Annotated in this window: 27 protein-coding genes and 2 pseudogenes; 6 read left to right on the top strand and 23 right to left on the bottom strand. The window is 65.4% G+C overall.

Annotated features, from left to right (window positions below; all coding sequences use genetic code 11):
- Positions 1 to 9 precede the first annotated feature (9 nt).
- From LZ585_RS09635 to LZ585_RS09615, 5 genes are read right to left on the bottom strand one after another with little or no spacing between them, the layout of a single operon-like run.
- The gene (locus LZ585_RS09635; protein ID WP_234853365.1) at positions 10 to 882 is read right to left on the bottom strand and encodes a lysophospholipid acyltransferase family protein; all 873 of its coding nucleotides are present in this window, start codon (positions 880 to 882) and stop codon (positions 10 to 12) included.
- Positions 879 to 1,802: a DMT family transporter gene (locus LZ585_RS09630; protein ID WP_234853364.1), complete on the bottom strand. Its 924-nt coding sequence runs from the start codon at positions 1,800 to 1,802 to the stop codon at positions 879 to 881. The genes LZ585_RS09635 and LZ585_RS09630 overlap by 4 nt, the downstream gene beginning before the upstream one ends.
- Before the next feature lies 1 nt (position 1,803).
- Positions 1,804 to 2,769: a site-specific tyrosine recombinase XerD gene (locus LZ585_RS09625; RefSeq protein ID WP_234853363.1), complete on the bottom strand. Its 966-nt coding sequence runs from the start codon at positions 2,767 to 2,769 to the stop codon at positions 1,804 to 1,806.
- Positions 2,766 to 4,223 (bottom strand): hypothetical protein, encoded by a 1,458-nt coding sequence (locus LZ585_RS09620; protein ID WP_234853362.1) that lies wholly within the window; start codon positions 4,221 to 4,223, stop codon positions 2,766 to 2,768. The genes LZ585_RS09625 and LZ585_RS09620 overlap by 4 nt, the downstream gene beginning before the upstream one ends.
- The gene (locus tag LZ585_RS09615) at positions 4,220 to 4,390 is read right to left on the bottom strand and encodes a hypothetical protein (protein WP_234853361.1); all 171 of its coding nucleotides are present in this window, start codon (positions 4,388 to 4,390) and stop codon (positions 4,220 to 4,222) included. The genes LZ585_RS09620 and LZ585_RS09615 overlap by 4 nt, the downstream gene beginning before the upstream one ends.
- A gap of 123 nt (positions 4,391 to 4,513) precedes the next feature.
- Between LZ585_RS09615 and LZ585_RS09610 the strand changes: the two genes are divergently transcribed.
- On the top strand, positions 4,514 to 5,065 hold the full coding sequence (locus LZ585_RS09610; protein WP_234853360.1) for a shikimate kinase: 552 nt from the start codon (positions 4,514 to 4,516) through the stop codon (positions 5,063 to 5,065).
- Positions 5,062 to 6,171: a 3-dehydroquinate synthase gene (aroB, locus tag LZ585_RS09605; RefSeq protein WP_234853359.1), complete on the top strand. Its 1,110-nt coding sequence runs from the start codon at positions 5,062 to 5,064 to the stop codon at positions 6,169 to 6,171. Before LZ585_RS09610 ends, aroB begins: the two co-directional genes overlap by 4 nt.
- A gap of 20 nt (positions 6,172 to 6,191) precedes the next feature.
- Here aroB and ssb read toward each other — a convergent pair whose 3' ends face one another.
- Positions 6,192 to 6,689: a single-stranded DNA-binding protein gene (ssb, locus tag LZ585_RS09600; protein ID WP_234853358.1), complete on the bottom strand. Its 498-nt coding sequence runs from the start codon at positions 6,687 to 6,689 to the stop codon at positions 6,192 to 6,194.
- Between the two features lie 169 nt (positions 6,690 to 6,858).
- On the opposite strand from ssb, the gene LZ585_RS09595 reads away from it, so the two are divergent.
- Positions 6,859 to 7,494: a lytic transglycosylase domain-containing protein gene (locus tag LZ585_RS09595; RefSeq protein WP_234853357.1), complete on the top strand. Its 636-nt coding sequence runs from the start codon at positions 6,859 to 6,861 to the stop codon at positions 7,492 to 7,494.
- Positions 7,495 to 7,581: 87 nt separating this feature from the next.
- On the opposite strand, the gene LZ585_RS09590 is transcribed toward LZ585_RS09595, so the two are convergent.
- The 4 genes from LZ585_RS09590 to scpA form a co-directional block, all read right to left on the bottom strand.
- Complete coding sequence (locus LZ585_RS09590; protein ID WP_234853356.1) at positions 7,582 to 8,871, bottom strand: homoserine dehydrogenase; 1,290 nt, start codon at positions 8,869 to 8,871, stop codon at positions 7,582 to 7,584.
- A 63-nt stretch (positions 8,872 to 8,934) separates the two neighbouring features.
- Complete coding sequence (locus LZ585_RS09585) at positions 8,935 to 9,456, bottom strand: hypothetical protein (protein WP_234853355.1); 522 nt, start codon at positions 9,454 to 9,456, stop codon at positions 8,935 to 8,937.
- A gap of 1 nt (position 9,457) precedes the next feature.
- Complete coding sequence (locus LZ585_RS09580) at positions 9,458 to 10,273, bottom strand: glycosyl transferase (protein WP_234853354.1); 816 nt, start codon at positions 10,271 to 10,273, stop codon at positions 9,458 to 9,460.
- 129 nt (positions 10,274 to 10,402) lie between these two features.
- Positions 10,403 to 12,538 carry a methylmalonyl-CoA mutase gene (scpA, locus tag LZ585_RS09575; protein ID WP_234853353.1) on the bottom strand — a complete coding sequence of 712 codons (2,136 nt, stop codon included), beginning with the start codon at positions 12,536 to 12,538 and terminating at the stop codon, positions 10,403 to 10,405.
- Positions 12,539 to 12,595: 57 nt separating this feature from the next.
- On the opposite strand from scpA, the gene LZ585_RS09570 reads away from it, so the two are divergent.
- Positions 12,596 to 13,099 carry a DUF4174 domain-containing protein gene (locus tag LZ585_RS09570; RefSeq protein WP_234853352.1) on the top strand — a complete coding sequence of 168 codons (504 nt, stop codon included), beginning with the start codon at positions 12,596 to 12,598 and terminating at the stop codon, positions 13,097 to 13,099.
- A gap of 89 nt (positions 13,100 to 13,188) precedes the next feature.
- Here LZ585_RS09570 and LZ585_RS09565 read toward each other — a convergent pair whose 3' ends face one another.
- From LZ585_RS09565 to LZ585_RS09530, 8 genes and pseudogenes are all read right to left on the bottom strand, one after another.
- Positions 13,189 to 13,779 carry a hypothetical protein gene (locus LZ585_RS09565; protein WP_234853351.1) on the bottom strand — a complete coding sequence of 197 codons (591 nt, stop codon included), beginning with the start codon at positions 13,777 to 13,779 and terminating at the stop codon, positions 13,189 to 13,191.
- Between the two features lie 56 nt (positions 13,780 to 13,835).
- Positions 13,836 to 15,833 (bottom strand): acetyl-CoA carboxylase biotin carboxylase subunit, encoded by a 1,998-nt coding sequence (locus LZ585_RS09560; protein ID WP_234853350.1) that lies wholly within the window; start codon positions 15,831 to 15,833, stop codon positions 13,836 to 13,838.
- 99 nt (positions 15,834 to 15,932) lie between these two features.
- Positions 15,933 to 16,145 (bottom strand): YMGG-like glycine zipper-containing protein, encoded by a 213-nt coding sequence (locus LZ585_RS09555; protein WP_234853349.1) that lies wholly within the window; start codon positions 16,143 to 16,145, stop codon positions 15,933 to 15,935.
- Between the two features lie 75 nt (positions 16,146 to 16,220).
- On the bottom strand, positions 16,221 to 16,466 hold the full coding sequence (locus tag LZ585_RS09550) for a hypothetical protein (protein ID WP_234853348.1): 246 nt from the start codon (positions 16,464 to 16,466) through the stop codon (positions 16,221 to 16,223).
- Between the two features lie 127 nt (positions 16,467 to 16,593).
- Positions 16,594 to 16,992: a hypothetical protein gene (locus LZ585_RS09545; protein WP_234853347.1), complete on the bottom strand. Its 399-nt coding sequence runs from the start codon at positions 16,990 to 16,992 to the stop codon at positions 16,594 to 16,596.
- A gap of 99 nt (positions 16,993 to 17,091) precedes the next feature.
- Entirely contained in the window at positions 17,092 to 17,238 is a 147-nt protein-coding gene (locus tag LZ585_RS09540; RefSeq protein ID WP_234853346.1) for a hypothetical protein, read from the bottom strand.
- Positions 17,239 to 17,436: 198 nt separating this feature from the next.
- Positions 17,437 to 18,969: an acyl-CoA carboxylase subunit beta gene (locus LZ585_RS09535; protein WP_234853345.1), complete on the bottom strand. Its 1,533-nt coding sequence runs from the start codon at positions 18,967 to 18,969 to the stop codon at positions 17,437 to 17,439.
- A gap of 1,002 nt (positions 18,970 to 19,971) precedes the next feature.
- A pseudogene (locus tag LZ585_RS09530) lies at positions 19,972 to 20,136 on the bottom strand (IS110 family transposase); the annotation flags it as partial.
- A gap of 573 nt (positions 20,137 to 20,709) precedes the next feature.
- On the opposite strand from LZ585_RS09530, the gene LZ585_RS09525 reads away from it, so the two are divergent.
- Both LZ585_RS09525 and LZ585_RS09520 read left to right on the top strand, forming a co-directional pair.
- Entirely contained in the window at positions 20,710 to 21,648 is a 939-nt protein-coding gene (locus tag LZ585_RS09525) for a 3-hydroxyacyl-CoA dehydrogenase NAD-binding domain-containing protein (RefSeq protein WP_234853344.1), read from the top strand.
- Positions 21,645 to 22,424, top strand: a complete 780-nt coding sequence (locus LZ585_RS09520; RefSeq protein ID WP_234853343.1) for a GntR family transcriptional regulator — start codon at positions 21,645 to 21,647, stop codon at positions 22,422 to 22,424. Before LZ585_RS09525 ends, LZ585_RS09520 begins: the two co-directional genes overlap by 4 nt.
- A 48-nt stretch (positions 22,425 to 22,472) precedes the next feature.
- Here LZ585_RS09520 and LZ585_RS14955 read toward each other — a convergent pair.
- The 5 genes and pseudogenes from LZ585_RS14955 to LZ585_RS09500 form a co-directional block, all read right to left on the bottom strand.
- Positions 22,473 to 22,817 (bottom strand): annotated as a pseudogene (locus tag LZ585_RS14955) (MmgE/PrpD family protein); the annotation flags it as partial.
- 4 nt (positions 22,818 to 22,821) lie between these two features.
- Entirely contained in the window at positions 22,822 to 23,598 is a 777-nt protein-coding gene (locus LZ585_RS09515; protein WP_234853342.1) for an aspartate/glutamate racemase family protein, read from the bottom strand.
- Complete coding sequence (locus LZ585_RS09510) at positions 23,595 to 24,368, bottom strand: aspartate/glutamate racemase family protein (protein WP_234853341.1); 774 nt, start codon at positions 24,366 to 24,368, stop codon at positions 23,595 to 23,597. Before LZ585_RS09510 ends, LZ585_RS09515 begins: the two co-directional genes overlap by 4 nt.
- 17 nt (positions 24,369 to 24,385) lie before the next feature.
- On the bottom strand, positions 24,386 to 25,786 hold the full coding sequence (locus tag LZ585_RS09505) for an FAD-dependent oxidoreductase (RefSeq protein ID WP_234853340.1): 1,401 nt from the start codon (positions 25,784 to 25,786) through the stop codon (positions 24,386 to 24,388).
- 24 nt (positions 25,787 to 25,810) lie between these two features.
- Positions 25,811 to 26,704: an isocitrate lyase/PEP mutase family protein gene (locus LZ585_RS09500; RefSeq protein WP_234853339.1), complete on the bottom strand. Its 894-nt coding sequence runs from the start codon at positions 26,702 to 26,704 to the stop codon at positions 25,811 to 25,813.
- Positions 26,705 to 26,708 lie beyond the last annotated feature (4 nt).

The raw sequence follows: 26,708 nt of genomic DNA, 5'->3' as shown, positions 1-26,708 counted from the left end.
CGCCCGTGCCTATTTCCAGCGGCGATGGACCCAGAACCATTGGTCCATGTGCTGGCGCACCAGCATTTCCAGATCGTCGTTCAGCGCCTGCATCATGGCCGCCGGTTCGCCATGTTCGACGGGTTCGCCCACATGGACGCGAAAGCGCAGGCCATCCGGGCAGCGGATGCCATGGACCGGGATCAGGGCCGCCCCGTATCGCAGCGCCAGTTCGGCGGGCGTCAGCACCGTGCGGCTGGGCAGGTCGAAAAAGCGCAGTTCCGGGGCATGGCGGTCATATTGGTCAAAGCCGAGCGCCAGCCAACCGCCGCCCTTCAGAAACCGCAGCATCGAGGCGAGGCCGGATCGACCGCGCGGGAACAGCGGTTCGGCAATGGCCGTGATGGCGGGGATGTAATGGCGGTTGAACGCCTCGTTGTTCATGGGGCGATACAGCGCGCCGACCGGCCAGCCGCGCCCGGCAAGCGCCGCGCGCATGGCATCGTAATTGCCGAAATGGGCGCAGGCGATGATGACCGGGCGATGGGCGTCGAAAGCGGCTTCCAGGGCGGGCAGGCCCGGACCTTCCAGCGGGTCGGCGTCGCGGATGCGGGACGTGAATTCCTCGCCCGAATAGATCTCGGCCACGGACCGGCCCGCGTTGCCGGGAACGGCGCGGACCAGGGCCTTGACCTCGTCGGGCGACAGGTCGGGGCGGGCCAGCGACAGGTTTTCGCGGATCCGCCGCCGCCATCCGGCCAGCGGGCCAAGGACATGGGCAAATAGCCAGCCCACGGCGGGGATGCGCTTGTCATAGGGCAGCAGCCGGGCAAGCCCGATCACCGACAGAAAGGCGGTGTTGGCAATGCGGTCGGAGAGGGGGGGCTTCTCGGACTGGCTCATGAGGGCTTTCGTGCCGCGCGGGCTTCTCGGGACCAGACATAAAGGCCTGCTGCCACGATAATCGCGGCGCCCGCGACCGTCCACGCGTCGGGCAACTGCCCGAACAGCAGCCAACCCCAAAGGCCCGCCCAGATCAGCCCGGTATAGCCAAAGGGGGCCAGAACCCCGGCCTCGGCCGTGGCAAAGGCGCGGACCAGCAGGTATTGGCTCAGCGTGCCAAAGACGCCCAGCAACGCAAAGGCCCATAGATCGGCCATGGTGATGGGCTGCCAGACGAAGGGAACCACAAGCGAGGTCAGGACGCTGCCCACCACCGCCGACCACATGACCGATGTCGCAACTGAATCCGCCCGCGCCATCCGCGTCAGCAGCGCCCCCGTGGCATAGGTAAAGGCCCCGACCAGCGGCAGCAGGGCGGCAGGCTGGAACACCCCCATGCCGGGGCGGATGATGATCAGGGCGCCGATCAGCGCGACGGCGATGCCCCCCAGCCGCCGGGGGCCGATCGCCTCGCCCAGGAACAGCGCGGCGCCAAGGGTGATCAGGACCGGGTTCAGGTCCATGATCGCCGTCGCCTCGGCAAGGCCGATGAATTGCAGGGAACTGAAGAACAGCCCCACCGATCCAAGCTGCATCAGGGCGCGGGAAAATTGCAGGCCGGGGCGTCGGGTGCGCATCAGCGGGAACATCGCGCCCCTGAAGATCAGCGCGAAGATCACCAGGTTGCCGACAAAGCGCGCCCAGACCACCTGCGCGGGATGATAGGTTTGCGTCAGGTGCTTGGCCGTCGCATCCATCATCGTGAATCCCAGGATCGCGGCCAGGATCAGCGCGATGCCCGCGGTCTGGGCGTTCGGGGGGCGGCGCATTGCACCGCGTGTCCGTCCCATCAGGGCCGAGGCCCATGCCAGAACCTGCATCCTAATCCCCTGCCTTCTCGACAGCGGCAGGGGTCCGCGCCAAGGGATGATGGGTCAGGACCAGGTCGCGCATCCGTTCGTCCAGGACGTGGGTATAGATCTCGGTCGTGCCCAGGTCGGCGTGGCCCAGAAGGGTCTGGATGCTGCGCAGGTCGGCCCCGCCTTGCAGCAGATGCGTGGCGAATGCGTGGCGGATGACATGAGGCGTGACCCGGGACGGGGAAACGCCAGCAGCCACCGCCACGTCGTTCAGCAGCCGCCCAAAGGTCTGGCGCGGCATATGGCCCGCAGCACCGGGCGCGGGGAACAGCCAGCGGGCGCCCTTTCCTGCCACGAGGCGGCCAAGCGGGCTTTCCTTGGGCGCGTCGTCCCGGATCGCCAGCCATGCCGACAACGCGGCCCTTGCCGGAGGCGTCAACGGCACCATGCGTTCCTTGCCGCCCTTGCCGCGGATCAGCAACACCTGCGGATCGCCCCGGCAGGCGGCGGCGGGCAGGGCCACCAGTTCGCTGACCCGCATTCCCGTGGCATAAAGCATCTCGATCAGGCACAGGTTGCGCGCGCGTTCCGGGCCGGTCCGCCCGATCTGGGGGGCGGCCGCCAGCAGGGCGTCGATCTCGGCCCGGTCCAGGGTCTTGGGCAGTCGCTTGGCCCGGCCCGGCCCGCTGATGCGGATGGCAGGGTCGTCGTCGCGCCAGCCTTCCTCCAACGCAAAGCGCGTGAACTGGCGGATCGACGACAGCCGCCGTGCCCGCGTGGCCCGCGACAAACCCTGGGCGTCGCAATGGGCCAGGTAATCCTCGACCCGTTCGCGGGTTAGTTGGGCCAAGGCCAGCTTGTGCGTGGACAGCCAGTCCGACAGGTCGCGCAGGTCGCGGCCATAGGCCAGCACCGTGTTCAAGGCCGATCCAGATTCTGCGGCCTTGGCGTCCAGGAAGGCAGAAATGGCGCGGTGATCGGCGATCATGGATCGGCCCGCATCATCGGCAACAGCGACAATTGCGCAGCGGCCAGGTCGGCGTCAGCCCCCAGGCCAAGGGCGCGCAACATGGCCAGGCCCCGTCCCGCGCGAGGCAGGTCGCCATCCAGGCCCGCATCGACATCGGCCATTGCGGTCAACAACGTCTCTCCCTGCTGGGTTTCTGGTGCCTGGACCGGATCGGCCTTCAAGGCCGGATCCAGGACCAAAGGCACCGGCACCGGCAGTCCCTGCCATTGGCGCAGCCCTGTCGCGATTTCGGCCGAACGCCCTTCGCCGCCCTCGGGCAGGTCGGCGGCGATCATCGCGGCCAGCACATCGGCCATGTCGGCCTTGCGAAATTCGTCAAAGGCAGCGGTCAGGGCGGGCAGGGGATCACCGCCCGCCAGGGCAGCCTCCAGCGTGCGCATGGCGCCGGCCCGTTCCCAGACCCCGCCCGAGGCCGCTGGCTTTTGTTCGCTGTACAAGGCGCGCAGGTCGGCAGGGGACAGGGCCCCCGCCCGGGCCAGCCGCTCGGCGGCGTCCAGCCGGGCCTTCCAGCCATTGTTCGGGCGCAGGTCGGAATGGGCGAATGCGATGGGCAGCGATGACGTGGGCAGCGGCTGGCCGATCGCCTCGTGAATGCGGAAATCCAGGGGCGTCATGCGGTCGGCGGGGGGCAGCATCTGGTCGCTGTCCACATAGGCATCGTCCAGGAAGTGCGTCAGCAGAACCGCCTGGCGCTCATCCAGCAGGCCCAGGCTTTCCGCCCCATGCAGGCTGATCGCGGCCGCCGCCCAGTCGCCGGTCTGCGCCAGGCAAAAGATGCGCGCGGCAAAGCTGGGGGCGATGCCGGGGGTTGTGTTCATGATGTCGCAAGCCCGTCCTTCGTCCCCTTCCAGCAACGCGATGTCGAACAGGCGGCGAAAGATCTCCGGGTTGCCTGGCCCGGCGGCAATCAGCAAGGCCTGCGCCCGGTTCACCGCGCCCGCGTCCAGCAGCCGGTCGGCGCGGGCCAGAAACAGCGTGCCCTGTGGCGCATCCGCCTGGGCGGGCGGGACCAGTTGCGTGGTCAGCACCCGGTCCAGCAGCGTGTTCATGGCGGGCAGCCGGGCGGGGGTGCGCAGGATCAGGTCGGCCAGACGAGCCGTGCTGCTGCCTTGCCACAGATCAGCCGGAATCCCCGCCTTGCGCGGCGTTCTCAGGCCCACGGTATCGGGGTTGCCGACGCCCAGGCGGGTGACCTGGACGGTTCCGACCTCGCCTGTCGTGGCGACGGGTTTCGGGCCTTGGGCGCCGGGAACACCGGGGGGCGGCGCGTCGCCCGGCCGCCAGGCCGAACTTTCGCGATCCGGCCCGCGCACGCTTCCCGACAGCCAGTCGCTTGCGGACAGCGGCTGCTGGGCATGGACGGGCCAGGCAAGACCCAGCGTCAAGGCAAGGGGCAGCAAAAGAGGCTTCACTCGGTGTCGGCCTCGGTTGAGGCGGGTGCGGAAGGTGCTGCCGGGGCACCCGCGACAGGGCTGCGCACCTCGGACCGGACCGGTTCCATGTCGCCGAAATAGGCATAACCGGCAAGGCCGATCACCGCCGCCAGAATCAGCACCATCAGAACCTTGAGCAGCCGCATCGAATTCGCCTCGTTTCATCGTTGTTTGATCTTTCGGCCGGTCTTTCGCCAGCCTGCCCGGAATATATATGGCATTTTCCGAAAGATCACGCCATTCAGTCGCCCAGGAAACGGGGGACGGACATGAGGCAGCGCCTTGGGCGCCATATCGTGCTGATCGGGATGATGGGGGCGGGCAAGACCGCGCTCGGGTCGGAACTGGCCCGGCGGCTGCACGTCCCTTTTACCGATTCGGATATCGAGATCGAAACGGCGGCCGCCATGTCCATTTCCGAAATCTTCGCCCGCGACGGCGAGGCGTTCTTTCGCGACCGCGAGGCGCAGGTGATCGCCCGGATCCTGCGGGAATCGCCGCGCGTGATCTCGACCGGCGGTGGGGCCTGGATGCAGGACCGCAACCGTGCGGCCATCAAGGCGGCAGGCTTGTCGGTCTGGCTGGATTGCGACCTGGACACGCTGTGGCACCGGGTCCGTCAGCGCAGCACGCGCCCATTGCTGCAAACCGCCGATCCCAAGGGCACGCTGGCCCGCCTGCTGGCCGAACGCAGTCCGACCTATGCGTTGGCCGAACTGACCTTTCCCGCCCGCCCCGGCGACACCGTCGATGCCGCCACCACGCGGCTACTGGACGCGATCCGCACCGCCGATGCAGACCTTCTGACCGAGACGCCATGACCCCTGATCCCGTCACCGTTCATGTTCCCCTGGGCGACCGCGCCTATGACGTGCGCATCGGCGCAGGCCTGATCGGCCGCGCGGGGGCCGAAATCGCGCCCTTGCTGCGCCGCCCGCGCGTGGCCATCGTCACGGATGAAACGGTCGCCGCCCTGCATCTGCCACGCCTGCAAGCCGCCCTGGCGGCCGAGGGGATTGCATCCGAGGCCCTGACCCTGCCGCCGGGCGAGGGGACGAAAAGCTGGCCGCATCTGACCACCTGCGTCGAATGGCTGCTAGATCAGCGGATCGAGCGGCGCGACATTGTGGTGGCGTTTGGCGGCGGGGTGATCGGCGACCTGGTGGGATTTGCCGCCGCGATCCTGCGCCGGGGCGTGCGCTTCGTGCAGATCCCCACGACGCTGCTGGCCCAGGTGGACAGCAGCGTCGGCGGCAAGACCGGCATCAACAGCCCGCACGGCAAGAACCTGATCGGCGCCTTTCACCAGCCATCCCTGGTGCTGGCCGATATCGCCGTGCTGGACACGCTGGCCCCGCGCGACTTCCTGGCGGGCTATGGCGAGGTCGCGAAATACGGGCTTCTGGGGGACGGTGATTTCTTCGAATGGCTGGAAGCGAACGCCCCCAGCTTGCGCGACGACATGGCCCTGCGCCAGCACGCGGTGGCCCATTCGGTCGCGATGAAGGCGGGCATCGTCACGCGCGATGAAACCGAGCAAGGCGAACGTGCGCTTCTGAACCTGGGCCATACCTTTGGCCATGCCCTTGAATCGGCCACCGGCTATTCCGCCCGTCTGCTGCACGGCGAAGGCGTGGCGATCGGCTGCGCCCTGGCATTCGACCTGTCCGCGCGCATGGGTTTGTGCAGCCAGGAAGCGCCTTCGCGCGTGCTGGAACATCTGCGCCAAATGGGAATGCCCGCCGCGATCCGCGACATCCCGGGCGATCTGCCCGACGATGCGGCGCTGATTGCGCTGATGGGGCAGGACAAGAAGGTCGTGGACGGCCGCTTGCGCTTTGTTCTGGCGCGCGGCATCGGCGAGGCCTTCGTCAGCGACGACGTGCAGCCCGATACGCTGGCGGCGGTGCTGCGGGACGCGCGCTAGGCTCGCGCCCCGCCGTGGGATCAGAACGGGATTTCGTCGTCGTAATCGCTGCGGCTGCTGCCGCCACCGCCCTGGCTGCCGCCGCCCTGGCTGCCCGAGGACGAGCCGCCGCGGTCGTAATCGTCATAGCCGCCCCCGTCACGGCTACCGCCGCCACCTGCACCGCCCCGGCCTTCCAGCATCGTCAGTTCGCTGCGATAGGGGCGCAGCGCGACCTCGGTCGAATAACGGTCGGCCCCCGACTGGTCCTGCCATTTGCGGGTTTCCAGTTGCCCCTCGACATAGATCTTGCTGCCCTTCTTCAGATACTGCTCGGCCACGCGGACCAGGGGTTCGGAATGAATGACGACCGTATGCCATTCGGTCCTTTCCTTGCGCTCGCCCGTGCTGCGGTCCTTCCACGTTTCGGACGTGGCGATGCGCAGGTTCGCGATCTTGCCGCCATTTTGAAACGTGCGGATTTCGGGGTCGGCGCCCAGATTGCCGATCAGGATGACCTTGTTGACGCTGCCTGCCATGACGTTTTCCTGCAAATATGTCCTTGTGGAATGCTCTAGCGCAGGCCCCGCCACGATGCAAATGCGCGCTTTGCCGCCACGTGCCGCCTGGCCGAAAAGCGGTGCTGGCGATGCGGCTCGATTTCTGTATAGTCCCTCCAAAACCCATAACAACAACGAGGGCGGGGACATGACATTCTTCCCAACCATCAAGGCGGGTCTGTGCGCGATCCTGATCGCAGGACTGGCCTTGCCAGCAGGGGCCGAGGGGCTGCGCCTGTCAGGCAGTTCGTCGAAATCGCGCGCCGAACAGTTCGCCCGCCAGACCCGCCTGATGGATTCGCGGCTGGCCACCCAGTATCAGCAATCGGCGCGGTTGCAGCCCAACGGCCGCAGCAGCAGCAGCGGCGGCAGTTCGGTCGATATCCAGCTATCCGCCAACATCCCCGCCTATCGCGGCAAGCGCAGCGATTTCATTCCCCATGCCCGCGCGGCCGCCCGCCAGCACGGCATCCCCGAGGATCTGTTCCTGCGCCTGGTCCAGCAGGAATCGGGTTGGAACCCGCGTGCGCGGTCGCACAAGGGCGCAACGGGCCTTGCCCAGCTGATGCCGGGAACGGCGGCCAAGCTGGGCGTGAACCCGAACGATCCGGTGCAGAACCTGAATGGCGGTGCGCGCTATCTGCGGATGATGTACAACCAGTTCGGCAACTGGCGCCTGGCGCTTGCAGCCTATAACGCCGGACCGGGCGCGGTGCAGAAATACAACGGCATCCCCCCTTACCGCGAAACGCGCAACTATGTGCGGATCATCGCGGGAAGCTGAGGCCGCTTCTTCTTCACTCAAATATCCTCGGGGGTGAATTGCCTCGGGGACCGAGGCAAGAGGGGGCGCGAGCGCCCCCGATCTTTGTCACACTTCCTCGATCCGCAATTCGACCGGATCACCCGCCAGCACGCCGGTGCGGGGCAGCGCCTCGATGGCAAAGTCGATGGCCTCGGGCGTGGTCTTGTGGGTCACGACCAGCACAGGGACGCTTTCGGGGCTGTGCTGCCCGTACTGGCGCATCCGGTCGATGGAAATGCCCGCATCGCCCAGAACCGTCGCGACCTTGGCAAGCGCGCCCGGCTTGTCTTGCAACTCCAGCCGCAGGTAATAGGCTGCCGGAACCGCCGTCCGCGCAGGCTGCGCCGCCTTCAGCGTCGTCGCAGGCTGACCGAACACCGGCAAACGCACGCCACGAGCGACCTCGACGATGTCGGACAGGACCGCACTGGCGGTCGGGCCTTCGCCCGCGCCCGCGCCGCGCAGGACAAGCTGGCCCACGCTGTCGCCTTCCACCACGACCATGTTCGTGCCGCCCATCAATTGGCCCAAGGGGCTGTCTGCGGGAACAAGACAGGGCGACATCCGCTGTTCCAGGCCCCGGGGCGTCATCTGGGCCACTCCCAGCAACTTGATCTTGTAGCCCATGTCGGCGGCGCGGCGGATGTCGTCGATGCTGACCCGCTCGATCCCCTCGATCTCGACCGCGTCGAAATTGACCCGAGTGCCGAAGGCGATCGACGACAGGATCGCCAGCTTGTGCCCGGCGTCGATGCCGCCCACGTCCAGCGTCGGATCGGCCTCGAGATATCCCAACTGGCGCGCTTCCTCGAACACGGCCTCATAGGGCAGGCCCGCGCTGTCCATGCGCGTCAGGATGTAATTGCACGTCCCGTTCATCACGCCCATCACGCGGCGGATCTCGTTGCCCGCAAGCGATTCCGTCATGGTCTTGATGACGGGGATGCCGCCTGCCACCGCCGCCTCGAAGCGAAGGGTGCGGCCCAGGCTTTCGGCCAGTTCGGCAAGCGCCTGCCCGTGGACGGCCAGCAGGGCCTTGTTCGCGGTGACAACGTCCTTGCCCGACCTCAAGGCAGCCTCGATGCTGTCCTTGGCAATGCCGCTGTCGCCGCCCACCAGTTCCACGAAGACATCCACGTCGTCCGCCGTGGCCACCGCCATGGCATTGTCTTCCCAGCGATAGGACGACAGGTCGGCGTCGCGGTTCTTCATCTTGTCGCGCGCGCAGATGGCGGTGATCGCCACGGGGCGGCCGGTTCGGCGCGCCAGCAGATCGGCGTGTTTCTGGACGATCTTGACGACACCGATCCCGACGGTGCCAAGCCCGGCGATGCCGAGGCGAAGGGGGGACGACATGAAGGCCTCTTGTCTGCGATTGCCTGCTGTTAGCGCGGGCCGCGCTGTCATGCAACGCGCGAGTCAGGCGCCAGGGTCATGGCCCGCCCATTCCCCGTCGATGCCCGTTCCGCGCATGATGGACACCACCCGCCGTGCGGCCCGCAATGTGTCGGCGTGAATGGCATGGACTGCGGCCGGGTCCATCTCGTCGGGGAAACGTTCGCCCCGGGTGTTGATGAATGTCGGAAGCCACTGGCCCGGTTCTTTTCCCGGCCGCCAGGACGCGTGGCACAGCAGGTTGCGCATCAACCGAAGCTGCCGCAGATCGTCGGAAAGGGTTTCGCGGCCTTCGATGCGCGCCTGCTTCATCGCCGCCACAAAGCTGTCGATCAGGGTGCCAAGGGTGTCGTCGGCGATCTCCTCGATCCGGTGCAGCCAGGCTTGCAGGGCGGCTTCGGTCACGTCTTGGCCCAGTTGCTGGCGCGTCAGGGAAAAGATCGCGCGTTTCAGCGCCTCTTCCAGAAAGCCGAAGGCCGATACCGCGTGGCCGATGGCCGCCGCCATGTCGTCCGAAAGCCGGTCGGGCGCGCGGGGCAGGGCCATGCTATTCCCGCCACAAGTCCCTGACCCAGGTTGCGGGCAGCAGGTAATGACGCAGGTGCTTGGACAGGCTTTCCTTGCGATTGCCCGAAAATGTCCGGCGCAGATGTTCCCCCGGGCTGCGGTGGATATCACCCTCCGCCCAGCGGCCGGCGATGGCGTCCGGCGGGTTCAGGTGCCCCGCAAAGATCACGATGCGGCTGTTCTTTGGGATCTTGGGTTCGCGCAGGTAATTCAGCGGAAAGACCGGAACCGAATGCATCCTGAAATGCGCCAGCCATCCACGCGGCCAGAACTTGACGCCGCCTGGTGCGTTGCGGGTGACGAAACGCTGTTCGTACCGGTACTTGTCCGCCGCAGACTGGGGGTCGGCACGAAAGATATCCTGCAGCGGCGCCAGATTTCCGACCCGCATCCGATAGACCGAAGTCTGGCCCAGCCGTTCCAGCGGCGTATTGGGATTGCGCCCCAGGATCGTGTCGTCGGGATCGCCGAAGGTAAAGAACGGATCCAGATTGCCGGTGATGATCACGTCCAGATCCAGGAACAGCACCACCCCCGTCACATCGCCCAGATCGCCCCAAAGGCGCGATTTCGGCCATTTGCCGCGTGTGTTGACGGGCGCCTCGTATTCGAAGACCGGCAGCGGCCTGATCGCGATCTCGGAATGCAAGCCTGTGCCATCATCGGTAAAGCAGAACAGCCGGAACGGCGGGGTGATGTTGCGCGCGATCATCCCGTACAGTCGGTTCACGTATTCCGGCCCGAACTTCGTGCCCCACTTGATGCAGATGATCTGCTTGATTTCTGGCGCGTCCATGGCCTGCCTCGCTGTTTCCCGGCAAGGTTTCACAGCCGGAAGGCCAAGGCAATGTCCTTTGCCTTGGTCCAAATATCCTCGGGGGGGTGCAGGGGGGCAGACAGCCCCCCTGCCATCGCGGGACGCAATTCAGGCCGCGCGGTTCTCGCGGATCAGCCTCAGGATGTCGGCGGCGGCCGAAGGGATGTTGGTTCCTGGCCCGAAGATCGCCTTGACGCCCGCCTGCCGCAGGTAATCGTAATCCTGCTGCGGGATCACGCCGCCGCAGATCACCAGGATGTCCCCCGCCCCCTGGGCTTTCAGCGCCTCGATCAGCTTCGGCGCCAGGGTCTTGTGGCCAGCTGCCTGGGAACTGATGCCGACCACGTGCACGTCGTTGTCAACCGCATCCTGGGCGGCTTCCTCGGGCGTCTGGAACAGCGGTCCCACATCCACGTCAAAGCCGATATCGGCGAAGGCCGTGGCAATGACCTTGGCGCCCCGGTCATGGCCGTCCTGGCCCATCTTGACCACCAGCATCCGGGGGCGGCGGCCTTCTTCCTCGGCAAAGGTTTCCACGTCGCGCTGGATTTGCGCGAACCCCTCGTCGCCCTCGTAGGCCGCGCCATAGACCCCGGCCAGGGTCTTCACCTCGGCCCGGTGGCGGCCCCATTCCTTTTCCATCGCCATGCTGATTTCCCCAACGGTTGCACGGGCGCGGGCGGCGCCGACGGCGGCCTCCAGCAGGTTGCCGCCCTCGCGGGTGCGGCGGGTGATTTCGTCAAGGGCCGCCTGGCAGGCAGCCTCGTCGCGCGTCTGGCGGATCCGGTTCAGGCGTGCGATCTGATTGTCGCGCACCGCCATGTTGTCGATGTCCAGAATGTCGATCGGGTCTTCCTTGTCCTTGCGGTACTTGTTGACGCCGACGATCACGTCCTCGCCCCGGTCGATCTGGGCCTGGCGGCGGGCGGCGGTTTCCTCGATCCGCAGCTTGGGCATTCCGGTGGCGACGGCCTTGGTCATGCCGCCCAGCTCCTCGACCTCCTCGATCAAGGCCCAGGCTTTCTCGGCCAGTTCGGCGGTCAGGCTTTCGATGTAGTACGACCCCGCCAGCGGATCGACGACATGGGTGATACCTGTTTCCTCTTGCAGGATCAGCTGGGTGTTCCGCGCAATCCGCGCCGAAAATTCGGTCGGCAGGGCGATGGCTTCGTCCAGGGCGTTGGTGTGCAGCGACTGGGTGCCGCCAAGCGCCGCGCTCATCGCCTCATAGGCGGTGCGGATCACGTTGTTATAGGGATCCTGTTCCTGCAGGGACACGCCCGAGGTCTGGCAATGCGTCCGCAGCATCAGGCTGCCTTCCTTCTTGGGTGCGAATTCCGTCATGATCCGATGCCACAGCAGCCGTGCGGCCCGCAGCTTGGCGATTTCCATGAAGAAGTTCATGCCGATCGCAAAGAAGAAGGACAGCCGCCCCGCGAACTGGTCCACGTCCATGCCGGCCTTCAGCGCCGCGCGGACATATTCGCGCCCGTCGGCCAGCGTATAGGCCAGTTCCTGCACCAGGTTCGCGCCCGCTTCCTGCATATGATAGCCGGAAATCGAGATCGAGTTGAACTTGGGCATTTCATTCGACGTGTATTCGATGATGTCCGCGATGATCCGCATCGAAGGCTCGGGCGGATAGATATAGGTGTTGCGGACCATGAACTCCTTGAGGATGTCGTTCTGGATGGTGCCCGACAGCACGGCGCGGGAATGGCCCTGTTCCTCTCCGGTGACGATGAAGTTCGCCAGGATCGGGATCACGGCGCCGTTCATGGTCATCGACACCGAAACGCGGTCCAGCGGAATGCCGTCGAACAGGATCTTCATGTCCTCGACCGAATCGATGGCGACGCCCGCCTTGCCCACATCGCCCACCACGCGCGGATGGTCGCTGTCATAGCCCCGGTGGGTCGCCAGGTCGAAGGCCACCGACACGCCCTGCTGACCGGCGGCAAGCGCCTTGCGATAAAAGTTGTTCGATTCCTCGGCCGTGGAAAAGCCCGCATATTGGCGGATGGTCCAGGGGCGACCTGCATACATCGTGGCGCGCGGGCCGCGGGTAAAGGGCGCGATGCCCGGCAGGCTGCCCAAGTGGTCCAGGCCGTCCAGATCGGCCTCGGTATACAGCGGCTTGACCGGGATTCCTTCCAGCGTGTTCCAAGTCAGGCTGTCGGGGTCGCTGCCGCGCATTTCCTTTGCCGCCAGCCTTTGCCAGTCGTCCAGTGTGGGTTTCGTCATGGTCGATCCTTTCGCACGGCGCGGGCTGCCCTATATTCAGAAAGGGAAGGGGTGCCGATGAAGTTGAAATTGTTGATCTTCGCAATGCTGGTTGCAGCCATGGGTCCGGCGCGGGAAGCGCCTCCGCCCCGTCTCGAGGCGCAACCCACCAGTCCCGAGGAGGTCGCCACCCCCCAGCCGGAACCTGCGCGTCCCGAACTGCGCATCCTGGCCGCGTCCGATGCGGAACCTGCGGATTTCCTGTGGCAGGCCCGCCCCGTCGTGGTCTTTGCCGACACCCCGAACGATCCGGCATTCCGCGAACAGATGCGCGTGCTGGAGGCAGGCGACACGGCCCTGGTCGAACGCGACGTGGTGATCATCACCGACAGCGATCCGGGGGCAAACAGTGCGTGGCGCCAGCAACTGCATCCGCGCGGCTTTTCGCTGGTCATCATCGACAAGGACGGGCAGGTGAAACAGCGCCGCCCGCTGCCCTGGGACGTGCGCGAAATCAGCCGCGCCATCGACAAGCTGCCCTTGCGCCGCCAGGAAATCGGCCGGGCGGGGTTGTTGCCGTAAGGATTGAAATTCCGAATTCCGTCACCTATATTCCGCTGACAGGACAAGGAGGTTCGACATGAGCACGACATCCTACAACCCCCCCCCAATTACTGGCCGTACCGGCCCGAAGCCTGGTTACTGATCTTTCTTCGATACGCAGCGCCCCGACCGTCCAGGTTTGCGCGGATCGCCTCTAGGGCCTTTTCGCCCAGTTCGAGAGCCTCGATTTTCATCGAAATATAGTCGTGATACATCCCGGCCGCCCGCTCGGCGCCGATTTTCGCGACATCCAGTTCCCGCAGGTCGCTGATCATCGCCGAAATGGCGTTGAGCTGGCTGTAATACAGCACCACAGGATCGACCGTGTCGCGCGGCAGGACGTGGATGTCTCCAATGATCGCCCTGAACAGGGCATCGTTGTGTTCGGTCGGAATGACCGGAAAGAAATCCGCTTCGGTCAGGATGCGCGTCCTGATCGCGGCGCCATATTCGCCGACGTTATCGCGCCGCAGCACCGCCAGATAGGCGCGGATTTCGGCGAATATCGCCCGCTGCACGTCGCGCACGCGTTCCGCCCGCAGATTGGCGTCGCGTCTTCGGTTTTGCAGGGCGACCACCCACCAGCCCGCAGCCAGGAACACCCCGGCGATGACCGCCTGTTGCGCCTGGGGGCTGAGGTAGGTGTCAAGCGGCGGCATTCAGGCGTGTCCTTGCGGAAGTCCTTGCCGGCCCGGCACAGGCCGGGCGGGCAGGATCATTCAAACTCCATGATCACATCATCGACGCGCAGGCTTTGGCCCGGCTCGGCATTGACCGACCTGACCATGCCCCGGCGTTCGGCGCGCAGGATGTTCTCCATCTTCATGGCCTCGACCGTGGCAAGGGCCTGGCCTTCCTGAACCTCGTCCCCCGGCGCCACGGCGATCTTGACCACCAGCCCCGGCATCGGGCAGAGCAGGAATTTCGACGTGTCGGGCGGCAGCTTTACGGGCATCAGGCGCGCCAGTTCGGCAGTGCGGGGACGGCGGACCTGGACCTTCAGGTCGGCGCCGCGCGTGCGAAGGCGGAAACCGGCCGGGATCTTGTCCGCCTTCATGACCAGGGGACGGCCATCCACCACAAGCCGGGCCAGGGTCTGGCCGGGCTTCCAGTCGCTTTCCACGCGCAGGTCGCGGCCGTTCACTGCAACGGTGGCGCCGTCGCGGTCGGCGCGAATGCGGACGGGGATTTCCTGGCCATTGATAAAGACCACCCAGTTCTCGCCCACGCGCCGTTCGTGGTTGTCCAACCGCCCGCTGATCCGCGCGCGCCGGATTTCGGCCACCCGGTGCATGGCCGATGCCGCAGCGGCCACACGGGCCAGTTCGTCGTCGGGCAGGGATGCCCCCCCGAAGCCCTCGGGATATTCCTCGGCGATGAAGGCCGTGGTGATGTCGCCTGCAACGAATTTCGGATGGTCCATCACGGCGGACAGGAAGGGTAGGTTGTGGCCGATCCCCTCGACTTCGAACTCGTCAAGGGCCACGCGCATCGCCTCGATGGCCTTCGTGCGCGAGGGCGCCCAGGTGCAAAGCTTCGCGATCATCGGGTCATAGAACATGCTGATCTCGCCGCCTTCGAAGACGCCGGTGTCGTTCCTGACCACATGGGTTTCGTCCGCGACCTCGGCCGGCGGGCGGTAACGGGTCAGCCGCCCGATCGAGGGCAGGAAGTTGCGATACGGATCCTCGGCATAAAGGCGACTTTCCATGGCCCAGCCGTTGATGGTCAGGTCGGATTGCGCAAAGGGCAGCGGCTCGCCCGCCGCCACCCGGATCATCTGTTCCACCAGGTCGATGCCGGTGATCAGTTCGGTGACGGGATGTTCCACCTGCAGCCGGGTGTTCATTTCCAGGAAATAGAAGTTCTTCTGCCCGTCCACGATGAATTCCACCGTGCCTGCACTGGTGTAGCCCACGGCCTTGGCAAGCGCGACCGCCTGTTCACCCATGGCCTTGCGGGTGGCCTCGTCAAGGAAGGGCGAGGGCGCTTCCTCGATGACCTTCTGGTTGCGCCGCTGGATCGAGCATTCGCGTTCGTGCAGATAGACCGCGTTGCCATGCTTGTCGGCCAGCACCTGGATCTCGATGTGACGCGGCTGCGTCACGAATTTCTCGATGAAGATGCGGTCGTCGCCGAAACTGCTGGCGGCTTCGTTGCGCGAACTTTCGAACCCTTCGCGCGCCTCTTGCTGGTTCCAGGCGATGCGCATCCCCTTGCCCCCGCCGCCAGCAGAAGCCTTGATCATCACCGGATAGCCCACCTGGTCACTGATCCGCACCGCTTCCTCGGCATCCGCGATCAGGCCCATATAGCCTGGGACGGTGGAAACACCCGCTTCCTGCGCCAGCTTCTTCGAGGTGATCTTGTCGCCCATCGCCTCGATGGCAGGGGACGGGGGGCCTATGAAGACCACGCCCTCGCATTCCAATGCCTCGGCGAACTTCATGTTCTCGGACAAGAAGCCGTATCCGGGATGAACGGCCTCGGCGCCGGTTTGGCGGATCGCCTCCATGATCTTGTCGATCACGATATAGGACTGGTTGGCGGGGGGCGGGCCGATATGAACAGCCTCGTCTGCCATCTTGACGTGCAGCGCGTTGCGGTCGGCGTCGGAATACACGGCGACCGTCGCGATGCCCATCTTGCGGGCGGTCTTGATGACGCGGCAAGCAATCTCGCCCCGGTTGGCGATCAGGATTTTCTTGAACATGGGCCCCCCCGGCCAGGCATGAAAAAGCCGCCCAAGGGCGCATGGCCTCGGGCGGCGATAAAGGTGATGCGGCGCGACGGGCGCGCTGCGATCAGGTGGTTACTGGCACAGCCGCACGTCGTTGCACAGCGCGCCGGCAGCGCCGCCGATGGCCGCGCCTTTGACGACGTTTTCACCGCTGACGCTGGCGATGGTCGCGCCGACGCCCGCACCGATAAGGGCACGGTCGGTGTCGGTCGGGTTGATGCCTTGGGTGCAGCCCGCGATGGCCGTGGTGCCGACAAGCGCGGCAATGGCAAGGAATTTGGACATTCTGGTCTTCCTGTCGTTTGAAAGGCTGGATCGGAACGTCGATCCAGCCAGTTCGGTTCTGAAAAGCCTGCGTGATCAGTAGCGACGCTGGCAGACGCCGGCGTCATCGCACAGCGCGCCGCCGACGGCACCGATTGCAGCGCCCGTGGCCAGATCCTCGTCCAATGCCTTGGCGATGACGGCGCCAGCGACCGCGCCGCCGGCCGCACGCTGCGCATCGGGCGACAGCCCGGTCGTTGTGCCATAGCCTTGGTCGCAGGCAGCCAGGCCCAGAAGAACGAATGCGCCGGCTGCGACGCGGGTGAACAGCGAAGTCTGCATGAAAATTTGCCTGTATGGTGGGCCGCTCGAACGGCCGGTGATAGGTGCCGAAGGACTATCGCATAGCCCGGGGGCAGGTCAAACTGACATGGCTGTGAGATCAACGCCCTAGGCAGCAAATTGCGCATCATTCGTCGTCCGGGTCGTCGTCTTCGTCCCATCCGAAATCGGGCGCGCTGTCCGCGGCGAACAGTTCGGGAAAGGACGCCTCGGCCGCTGCCATGTCGATCTGGAAAAGCTGGTCATAGTCGGCAGGATCGAAAATGCCGACCGGCACGACCTCTCGTCCGATCAGCCAGCCAAGGCGGCCTGCGTCTAGGTTGCCGCGAACGAATGGTTCCTCGCCGAAATGGTTGATCAATGCGGACAGAAAGCCCGCGTCGGCGCGGCGGTCGGCGGGCTTGCGGTCACGAAACCGTTCGCGCCGGGTGATGGGCGTCGCGCCCTTTTTGCGATTTTCGCGGCGGATGACGAACTGGAAGTCGGTTCCGGGAAGGCGTCCCGGAAAGCCTCGGTGCTTCAGCATGATGGTTCCCACAATGCGCATTGGGGGCGGGGATCGTGCTGGACCGGGCCGGAAAGGCGCGGGCAGCCGGACCGCCCGCGCAAGATCAGTCGGTCGGGATCAGTTGGCGCCGTACTTGCCCTGGTAAACCGGTTCGGTCGTGACCGGGTTCGGGGCGGGCACATAGACATCGGGTTCGGCTGCCGGACGCTGGCAGGCAGCAAAGGCCGAGACCAGCACCAAGCTGAGGATGATTTTCTTCGACATAGTGTCACGCTCCTGTAAAGCGGGCGCGCCTGCGCCCGTCTGCTCGGGTTCAGGGGGATGTCTTGATGCACCGCCCCGGCGGGGATGATAGCGGCGGCAGCCATGCGCAGACAGGCGGGGCGGGCGACAGGGGGCAAATGCCCCGCGCCCTGTGGCTGGCCTGCATCATTCACGCGTTTGTGCAACACCGTTAGCATCTTACAAAGGAATGTTGTCGTGCTTCTTCCACGGATTCGACAGCTGCTTGGTCCGCAGGCTGGCAAAGGCCCGGGCAATGCGCTTGCGGGTCGAATGGGGCTGGATCACCTCGTCGATGAAGCCCTTTTCCGCGGCGACGAAGGGATTGGCAAAGCGCCCCTCGTAATCCCTGGTCCGCGCCGCGATCTTGTCCGTGTCGCCCAGTTCGCTGCGATACAGGATCTCGACCGCGCCCTTGGCGCCCATCACCGCGATCTCTGCCGTGGGCCAGGCATAGTTGAAGTCGCCCCGCAGGTGCTTGGACGCCATCACGTCATAAGCCCCGCCGTAAGCCTTGCGGGTGATGACCGTCACCTTCGGCACCGTCGCCTCGCCATAGGCGAACAGCAGTTTCGCGCCGTGCTTGATGACGCCGCCGTATTCCTGGCCCGTTCCGGGCAGAAACCCCGGCACGTCCACGAACGTCAGGATCGGGATCTCGAAGGCGTCGCAGAAGCGCACGAAGCGTGCGGCCTTGCGGCTGCTGTCGATGTCCAGGCACCCTGCCAGGACCATCGGCTGGTTGGCGACCACGCCAACCGTGCGTCCTTCGATGCGGACAAATCCGGTGATGATGTTGCCCGCGAAGTCCTTCTGGATCTCGTAAAAATCACCCTCGTCGGCGACCTTCACGATCAGTTCCTTCATGTCGTAGGGCTGGTTCGGGTTGTCGGGGATCAGTGTGTCCAGGCTTTCCTCGATCCGGGCGGGATCATCGAAGAAGGGGCGCACGGGGGCCTTGTCGCGGTTGTTCAGGGGCAGGAAGTCGAACAGGCGGCGAATTTCCGACAGCGCCTCGACATCGTCCTCGAAGGCGCCGTCAGCGACCGAAGATTTTTTCGTATGGGTGGAAGCGCCGCCCAGCTGTTCCGCCGTCACCACCTCGTTCGTGACGGTTTTCACCACATCGGGACCGGTCACGAACATATAGGACGTGTCCTTCACCATGAAGATGAAGTCCGTCATGGCCGGGCTGTAAACCGCGCCCCCTGCGCATGGCCCCATGATCACACTGATCTGCGGCACCACGCCCGAGGCCATGATGTTGCGCTGGAACACGTCGGCATAGCCTGCCAGGCTGGCCACGCCCTCCTGGATGCGGGCGCCGCCCGAATCGTTCAGCCCGATCACGGGGGCGCCGTTCTGCATCGCCATGTCCATGATCTTGCAAATCTTCTGGGCATGGGTTTCGGACAGCGACCCGCCGAAGACGGTGAAGTCCTGGCTGAAGACATAGACCATCCGGCCGTTGATCGTGCCCCAGCCGGTCACCACGCCGTCGCCATAGGGGCGGTCGGCCTCCATTCCGAAATCGGTGGACCGGTGGGTGACGAACATGTCGAATTCCTCGAAGCTGCCTTCGTCCAGCAGCAGTTCGGTGCGTTCGCGCGCGGTCAGCTTGCCGCGGGCGTGCTGCGCGTCGATCCGGCGCTGGCCACCGCCCAGCCGGGCCTGCGTCCGGCGGTCTTCCAGTTCCTGAAGAATGTCCTTCATCGCAGCTCCCCCCGATCTTTCCGCCGCAGCCTAGTCAGGCAGGGCAGGACGGGGAAGCAGAATCGAGAAAATTTGCAAAGTCTATTATCGCTGGAGCTAGAAAATTGAAAAACTGCAAAGCGCCTGATGTGCAAGGACAGCGCGGTAGTTTGCGGACGGCCTGTCATCAATCTTTTCGACATAGTAAAGAACACCTGATAAAAACCTTCTGATCTGGTTGAGGCAGATGACGGCGCAGCCGGGGATCACGAAATGGACTGCCTCCATCGAGTGGTCCAGGTTGATTGTTAATGGATTGTCGGTCGCTGGCTTACCGGGGTGACAAATTCAGGTGCGGGCGGGAGATATCGCAAGATCTGTGCGGCCTGATAGTGTCGCAGTGACGGCGCCGTCGCTCGATGAGGATCTGAGCCTTCTTAGTGAAGAGAAGACCTCGGCGCCAGTAGCTCGTGTCGCATTGCCTCACGCAGATTGTTATTGAGCGGCTTTGCTGTCTCATCTAAGATGTTCCCCGCGAAGCGGCGTTCCCGGCATGATGCCCTCGCCATGAGGGAGGGCGTCATGAAGACGAAGATGACCCATGTCATGCGCCTCCTGGCGGCATGGAAATGGACCTTGTGGCGCATTGCGGGGAGGTCAACTGCGGCAGCTGCGTTCATAGTCTGCTCTGACCGATATTGCCAGCGGATGGACAGAGGCCACACCCATCATTGTCCTGGAAGGCACCCTGGTTGTTGAAGCGCTTGAGCGCGTCCCCACCGGCTTGCAATGCCGGCCCTGGACAGCGTCCTATGTCGGGAAGGATCTGCCGTTAGAAGCGTCAGATCGCAGGGCATCTGGGCGAACGGATACCCCGAGGATGATTGGCAAAGCGGGCTTCGCCGTCAAGAAGCGGACTCTTCCATGAACCGAGTAAAGGGCCGACCAGGTTGCCGCCCTCACCGTCCTGAAGACAAGATCCTAAATCCCAAGCGGAAGACCCGAACATCCTACGAGGTCGCCTCATGCGCCTCCTCGGCCCTTTGAGAGAAAGGTCTTTCCGTCTGAGTTCGTCGCTTCGAAGGGTTCGCCGGATTTGATCACGGCGTGAACGGTGCGCGCCATCTTGGCTGCGATGGCAGTGTAAGCCTTCCGGCGCAGATCAGGATTGTGACGATCTTGCGCGATATCCCCCTTCTAACTTGCAACGAGGCAAGCGGTAGCAAAGTTATGTGAGGCAACACGCCGGAGAACAGCTACTGAAGGTTCCTTAAACCAATTTTTGCCATCGGCCGCATCTAAGGTTGCTGGTGGGCATCTGGCCGACGGACCACAATCACCGTTAACGACTATAATCAGGATCCTGTTGCGGCGCCGCGTCAAACGCTTTCCGAAAAGCCGTGGGAGATCAGGTGATCCCTGGCTAAGGTGATCGTCCTGGCCTGACACCGCGTCCTGGCCTTATCCCAGATAGCGCAAAAGACGTTTGGCACCGCGTCGCCAAAGATTTGGACAGCGTCACCGCAGTCAACGAGGACGATCATCAGGTGTTCCCGTTCGGTGGGCCAGCAGCCGAGGTGCATGGCGATGGCAAATCGGCCGGCCGCCTTGATGCTCCCCCGCTGCCCGAATCCAGTTGGTCACTGGCTTTATGACAGTGTTTGATTATCATAAAAGTATGATTTTGAATCATTGAAATTTGCCTCGGATTGGCATGAAGCTATGCCAAACAGGGGGTGTTTGATGGAAACGGCAGGATTGGTGCGGAAGGGTGACCCAATCGCGGTGATCGGCGGCGGGCTGATCGGGATCAGTTGGACGGCGCTGTTTCTCGCCTGGGGACACGACGTCGCCCTGTTCGAGCATGAGGAAACGTCACGCCATGCAATCCCTAGGGCAGTTGCGCGGCCGATCGCCCAAGTCGCGGAACTGATGCCCAACCTTCCGGCGCCGGGGCGATTGCATCTTGCTGCCAGCCTTGAGGAAGCGGTCCAGGGCGCGGCTTGGATTCAGGAGAACGTGCCCGAGAAGGTTCCCCTAAAGCGGGCGATCTATGCCGCGATCGAGGCCGCGGCCCCGGCGGGCATCACCATCGCCTCCAGCACGTCGTCGCTGGTCTGGTCCGAGCTTTCCGCCGACATGGCCGACCCATCGCGGCTGATCACCGCCCATCCCTTCAATCCGCCCCACCTGATGCCCCTGGTCGAACTGTTTGGCCCCGATCCCGACCGCATCCAGGCGGCCGCCGCCTTCTATCGCAGCCTGGGCCGCCGCCCGGTCTTCCTGCGGCGAGGGGCCGTGGGCCATATCGCCAACCGCCTGTCCTCGGCCCTGTGGCGAGAGGCGGTGAACATGGTCGCCGAAGGCATCGCCGACGTGGACCAGATCGACGCGGCGCTTGTCCATGGCCCCGGCCTGCGGTGGTCGGTGGTGGGGGCGCACATGGCCTATCACCTGGGGGGCGGGGCAGGGGGGATGGCGCAATACTTGTCCCATCTTGGTCCCAGCCAGGAACGGCGTTGGCAGGATCTGGGGCAGCCCCGGCTAGACGCCGCCACCTGCGCCAAGCTGGTTGAGGGCATCGCGTCCGAAGCCGCGGGCCGCGACATCGCCACGCTGGAGGCAGAACGCGACACGGGGCTGATCGCGGTCCAGCGGGCCTTGCGGTCGTTGGAGCCGGGAAAGGCGGGGCCGACATGACCAAAGCCAATTCTCCGACGCCCCTTTATCATCGGGTCTATGCCGTCATGCGAGAGCGGATCGTGAACGGCTATTACCCGGACAACGTCCCTATTCCCAGCGAGGCGGAATTGTCCGGCAGCTTCGGCGTCAGCCGCATCACCGTCCGCAAGGCGATGGAGATGCTGTCGGCCGAAGGGCTGATCACCCGGATGCGCGGGCGCGGCACCTTTGTCACCGACCGGGCGCAGAAATCGGCCCTGAACCGGGCGGTGGTGTCGAACATCAACGGGCTGTTCAGCTATCTCAACACCGTGGGCCAAAGCACGCGGCTAAGGGTCGTCAGCCTGGACCGGGGCGAGGCGCCGCCCCGGATCTGCGCGCAGATGGGGATCGCCCCCACCACGGAACTGGTCCGGTCGGTCCGGGTGCGCGACCTGGACAAGCGGCCCTATTCGCTGTCGATGGCCTTCCTTCTGCCCGATGTGGGGGCCGGGCTGACACGGCAGGATCTGGCCACGACCAACATGATCGACCTGGTGCAGCGCGAGGGCGCGGTGGTCGAGCAGGTGGAACAGGTGCTGACCGCGACACTGGCCGACGAATACGCGGCCGAGCTTTTGCAGGTACCGATCGGCGCGCCGCTGATGCGCGTCAACCGCTTCTTCTTCAACGAGCTTACGGTGCCTTTCTATGCGGCCGAGATCCTGTATTGCGCCGATCGTTATGAATACCGCGTCTCGCTGAAACGCGAACAGGGCCGGGATTTCCTGCTGGATGGCTCTCAGCCGGGCTGAGGCGCGAAGCCTTGGCGCAGCACGCGGCCAAGCGGTCGCCGCGCCCGTTTCCCCGGCAAGGGCCAGGGCCGCGGGCAGGACATGGCTCATCGGGTGGCCCCGGGCGCGGCGGTGACCGTCCTGAAGCTGCAGCACCGTCATCGCCATGCCGTTGGCAAGGGCAGCCGTTCCCGCAGCAGCACCCTGTGCATGACCAATGACCGAGGCCGCGCCGGCGCATCCTGAAACCGCCATCGCACCCCGTGCGGCGCTGACCGAGGGATGCGCCGTCCCTGCGGCCATGACCGCCGGAGTATCGAGGACGAAGTCGCGCCAGAGGGCCTGATCCCCTGCAGTCAGGGCGCCGAAGTCGCTGCTGGCGGCTGCGAGCGACAGAATCCGCGCCGCCTCCACCGCCTCAACCCTTCGCCTGCGCTTCTGCCTCCGCCCCCGCCTTCATCATCGTCCGCAGCATGTCCAGACGCGGCTCGACCGGCGCGGGATAGGCGGCACGGCCATGGGTCAGGCCAAGCGCCAGGAAGGTCTCGACCAGCTTGTAGGTCAGGGGACCGGGGTTCACGACCGGCACGGGCAGGTTCGCGGCCAGGTATTCGCCCGCCTGATGCATGGTGGTGGACCCCAGGCAGATCACCTCGGCCCCGTCCTCGTTGATGCAGCGCAGGGCGACATCGCGCATCCGGGGAAAGACCTGATCCTCTTTCCCGCCCAGCAGGTTCGCGAAATCGGGCGGCTGGTCGAAGCTGCGGACGGATGCGCATTGCCGGTCGAAGCCATATTCGCGGATCGCCTTGCGATAGCGGGGCAGGGCCGGTTCCCATTGCGCGAGAATGGAAAACCGCCCGCCCAGCGTCAGCGCATAGAGCATGGACGCCTTGCCCGCGCCGATCACCGGAATGTCGAGGACCGACCGCAGCATGACCATGCCGCTGTCCGACATGGTGTCGATGCAGACCGCGTCGAAGCCTTCGTCCTGGGCCGTGCAGCCCGCCTCGAAGATCGCCATATCCATCAAGCCCCAGTCATGGGGCGACATGAAGGACATCGGCCCGCAGGTGACCGGGCGATAGGTCAGCTGCCAGTCGGCGGGAAAGGTAACATAGGCCGACTGCGCCTCTCGGTTGCGGATGCCCTCGGCATCCAACGCGAAGGGGACGATGACAAGGATGCGGGTCACGGGCGGTCCTCCAGGAAGGCGGCCCCGGCGGCGCCGATGGCGCGGATCATGTCGTGCTTGGGGGAAAGCGGCGCGGGCCAGGTGGCCTTGGAATGGGTCAGCCCAAGATCAAGCGCGACCGAGGCCAGCTTGTAGGTCAGCGGGCCGGGATTGATGACCGGCACGTCCAGGCGGCTTGCCAACCAGTCATGCGCCTGATGCATGGTGGTCGATCCCAGGATCAGCACCTGCGCGCCGTCATCGTCGATGCAGCGCCGGGCGGCATCCAGCAGCAGGGGAGAGACCTGATCTTCCTTGCCCGACAGCAGCGCCTTGTTGTCGGGCGTGACGCCGATCGACCGCATGGAGGCGCATTTATGCTCCATCCCCAACTCGCCCAGCGTCTTGGTGTAAAGCATCTTCCAGCGATCCCACATCATCAGGATCGATAATTTTTCGCCCAGCATCTGCGCGACCAGCATGGACTGCCGCCCCGGCGCGATGACCGGGATGTCCAGCACCGACCGCAGCATCGCCATGCCACTGTCGGACATGGTGTCGATGCAGACTGCGTCATAGCCTTCGATCTGGGCATCCAGCCCCGCGTCGAGTATTGAGAAATCGGCAAGCGCCATATCGTGCTGGCTGGAGTAGTTCCTGGGTCCGACGCGCACGGGGCGATAGTCGAACCTGATCCCCGGACCCAGGTCCACCGCGTCCATCTGCGCCTGCCGCAGGGCAAGATCCTCGTCGTTCATCGGGAAGGGGACGATCACCAGGACCTTCTTCATCTTTTCCTCCATCCTCGTCATGCCTCGGCTGCGATGCGCGCGGCGGTGATGCCGGCCAGGCGCCCGAAGGCGGTGGCCGACAGCAGGCCGTTGCCGGACAGATAGCCATAGTTGGAATCGCCGGACAGGCCGCGCGCGGCCCCGCCCCCCGCCATCAGGTTCGGCAGCGGCGTGCCATCGGTCCGCAGCACCCGTGCGTCATGGTCGATGACCAGCCCGCCCTGGGTGTGGAACAGCGCGCCATTCACTTTGACCGCGCGGAAGGGCGGGGCCAGCACCTGGTCGGGCGCGAAGCTGCGGCCCAGGCGGTCGGGTATGCCGCTGGCTGCGGCGGCGGCGATGGCATCCAGTTCAGCTTGCAGCGCGTCCAGGGGCAGGCCTGTCGCGGCGGCCAGTTCCTCGACCGTATCGGCGGACTTCACCGCGCCCAGCTTGCGGATCTCGCGATAGTCATGGAAATCCAGCGCAGCTTCCTCGCAGCGGGCATCGAAGATGTCCCAGGCGACATGGCCGGGCTGTGCCGCGACCTCGGCCCCGTGTTCGGAATAGCCGCGCATCTCGTTGGAAAACCGTCGGCCTTCGGTGTCGACCAGGATGCCGCCCTGCGTGACGACCGCCCAGGTCAGCGGCAGCCCATGGGGATGCGCGACCGATCCGTGGCCCTGATACGCGCCCATGTCAGCCAGTTGCGCGCCCAGTTCCGCGCCCCATTTCACCGCGTCGCCGGTGTTTGACAGATGCCCGCAGCATTCGGCGTCGGCGATTTCCGGGATGTGACGGCGCACCATGTCCGCGTCGCCCGCGAAGCCGCAGCAGGCCAGGATCAGCGCCTTGCAGCCCAAGGTCTCCACGGCGCCATCAGGACGGCGGAAGCGCACGCCGGTGACGCGGCCCTCGGCATCGACGAACAGATCCTCGACCGAGGCACCGGTCAGCAGGTCGATGCCCGCCCGCGAGACCGCCGACAGCAGCGCCTGTTCCAGATCGGCCCCGGTGCGGCTGTCCGGCCCGTGCATCCGCATCCGAGAATGGCCGGGATAAAGGAAGCCCGTCACCAGCCGGAAGCTGACGGCGTGGCTGTCCATCAGCCAGTCGATCATCGGACCCGAGGTTCGGGCGGCCAGCAACGCCATGTGCTGCGGCGTATGGCCGTGAGTCTTGGCCACGATGTCGGCGGCGAACAGGTCGGGGTCGTCGTCGATCCCGGCCTCGTGCTGCAACCGCGTGCCCGCCGCCGGGATCAGGCCCGCCGACAGCGAGGTCGAGCCTTGCGGGTTGTCGTCGCGTTCGAGGATCATCACCTCTTGCCCCGCGTCATGGGCGGCAAGCGCCGCGACAAGGCCGCAGGCGCCCGCGCCGATCACCACGACCGGCATCTCGAAGTCAAAATCCACGCCATCGGCGGAAAGAACAGCCATGTCGGTCCCCTTGTCCTGGGCAGGTCAGTATTCGGTGCGGCTGTTTTCCGGCGTGCCATAGCGGGCTTCCAGTTCCTGCACCTCGGCCATGCGGGCGGTGTCGAAGAACTGCTTGAAGCTCATCACATTGGGCGCGACCGAGGCGATGGTTTCCTCGCGCTTCAGCACCTCGAGCGTCTTGCGCGCCGCCTCGCAGGCCGAGAGCAGCAGCCAGTTGGGATAGATGATCAGCTTGAAGCCGAGCGCCTCGATTTCCGTGCGCGTCAGGAATGGCGTCTTGCCCGAGGTCGCCATGTTGTAGAGCAGCGGGATGCCGGGGAAACGTGGTGCGACATGGGGCAGGTCGTCGGGCAGGGGGCTTTCGATGAAGATCACGTCGGCGCCTGCCTCGCGATACATCTCGGCCCGGTCGAAGGCGGCGTTGCGGCCGTGCAGCGCCAGGGCGTCGGTGCGGGCGATGACCACGAAGTCGGGATCCACGCGCGCATCCACGGCGGCCTTGACCTTGGCGACCATGTCTTCCGCGCTGATCAGCTGCTTGCCGGACAAATGGCCGCAGCGCTTGGGCAGCACCTGATCCTCAAGGTGGACGGCCGCGACCCCGCCGCGTTCGTAAAGCTGGATCGCCCGGCGCACGTTCAGCGGCCCGCCGAAGCCGTTGTCGGCGTCCGCGATCAGCGGCAGGTCGGATGCGTCGGCGATGCGGGTGGCGTTGTCCACCATCTCGGTCATGGTCAGCAGCCCCACGTCGGGATAGCCCAGCCGCGTGGCCGATGTTCCGGCGCCGGTCATGTACATGGCCTCGAACCCGGCCTCGGCGACAAGGCGGGCATACATGGCGTCAACGACCCCGGGGGCCATGACGGCCCGTTCGCCTGCCAGGGCCTGGCGCAGGCGGCGCGTGCGTGTCAGCGACATTTTC

The sequence above is a fragment of the Paracoccus everestensis genome (assembly GCF_021491915.1).
GTDB lineage: Bacteria > Pseudomonadota > Alphaproteobacteria > Rhodobacterales > Rhodobacteraceae > Paracoccus > Paracoccus everestensis.
This window is presented reverse-complemented; position numbering and strand designations above follow the sequence as displayed.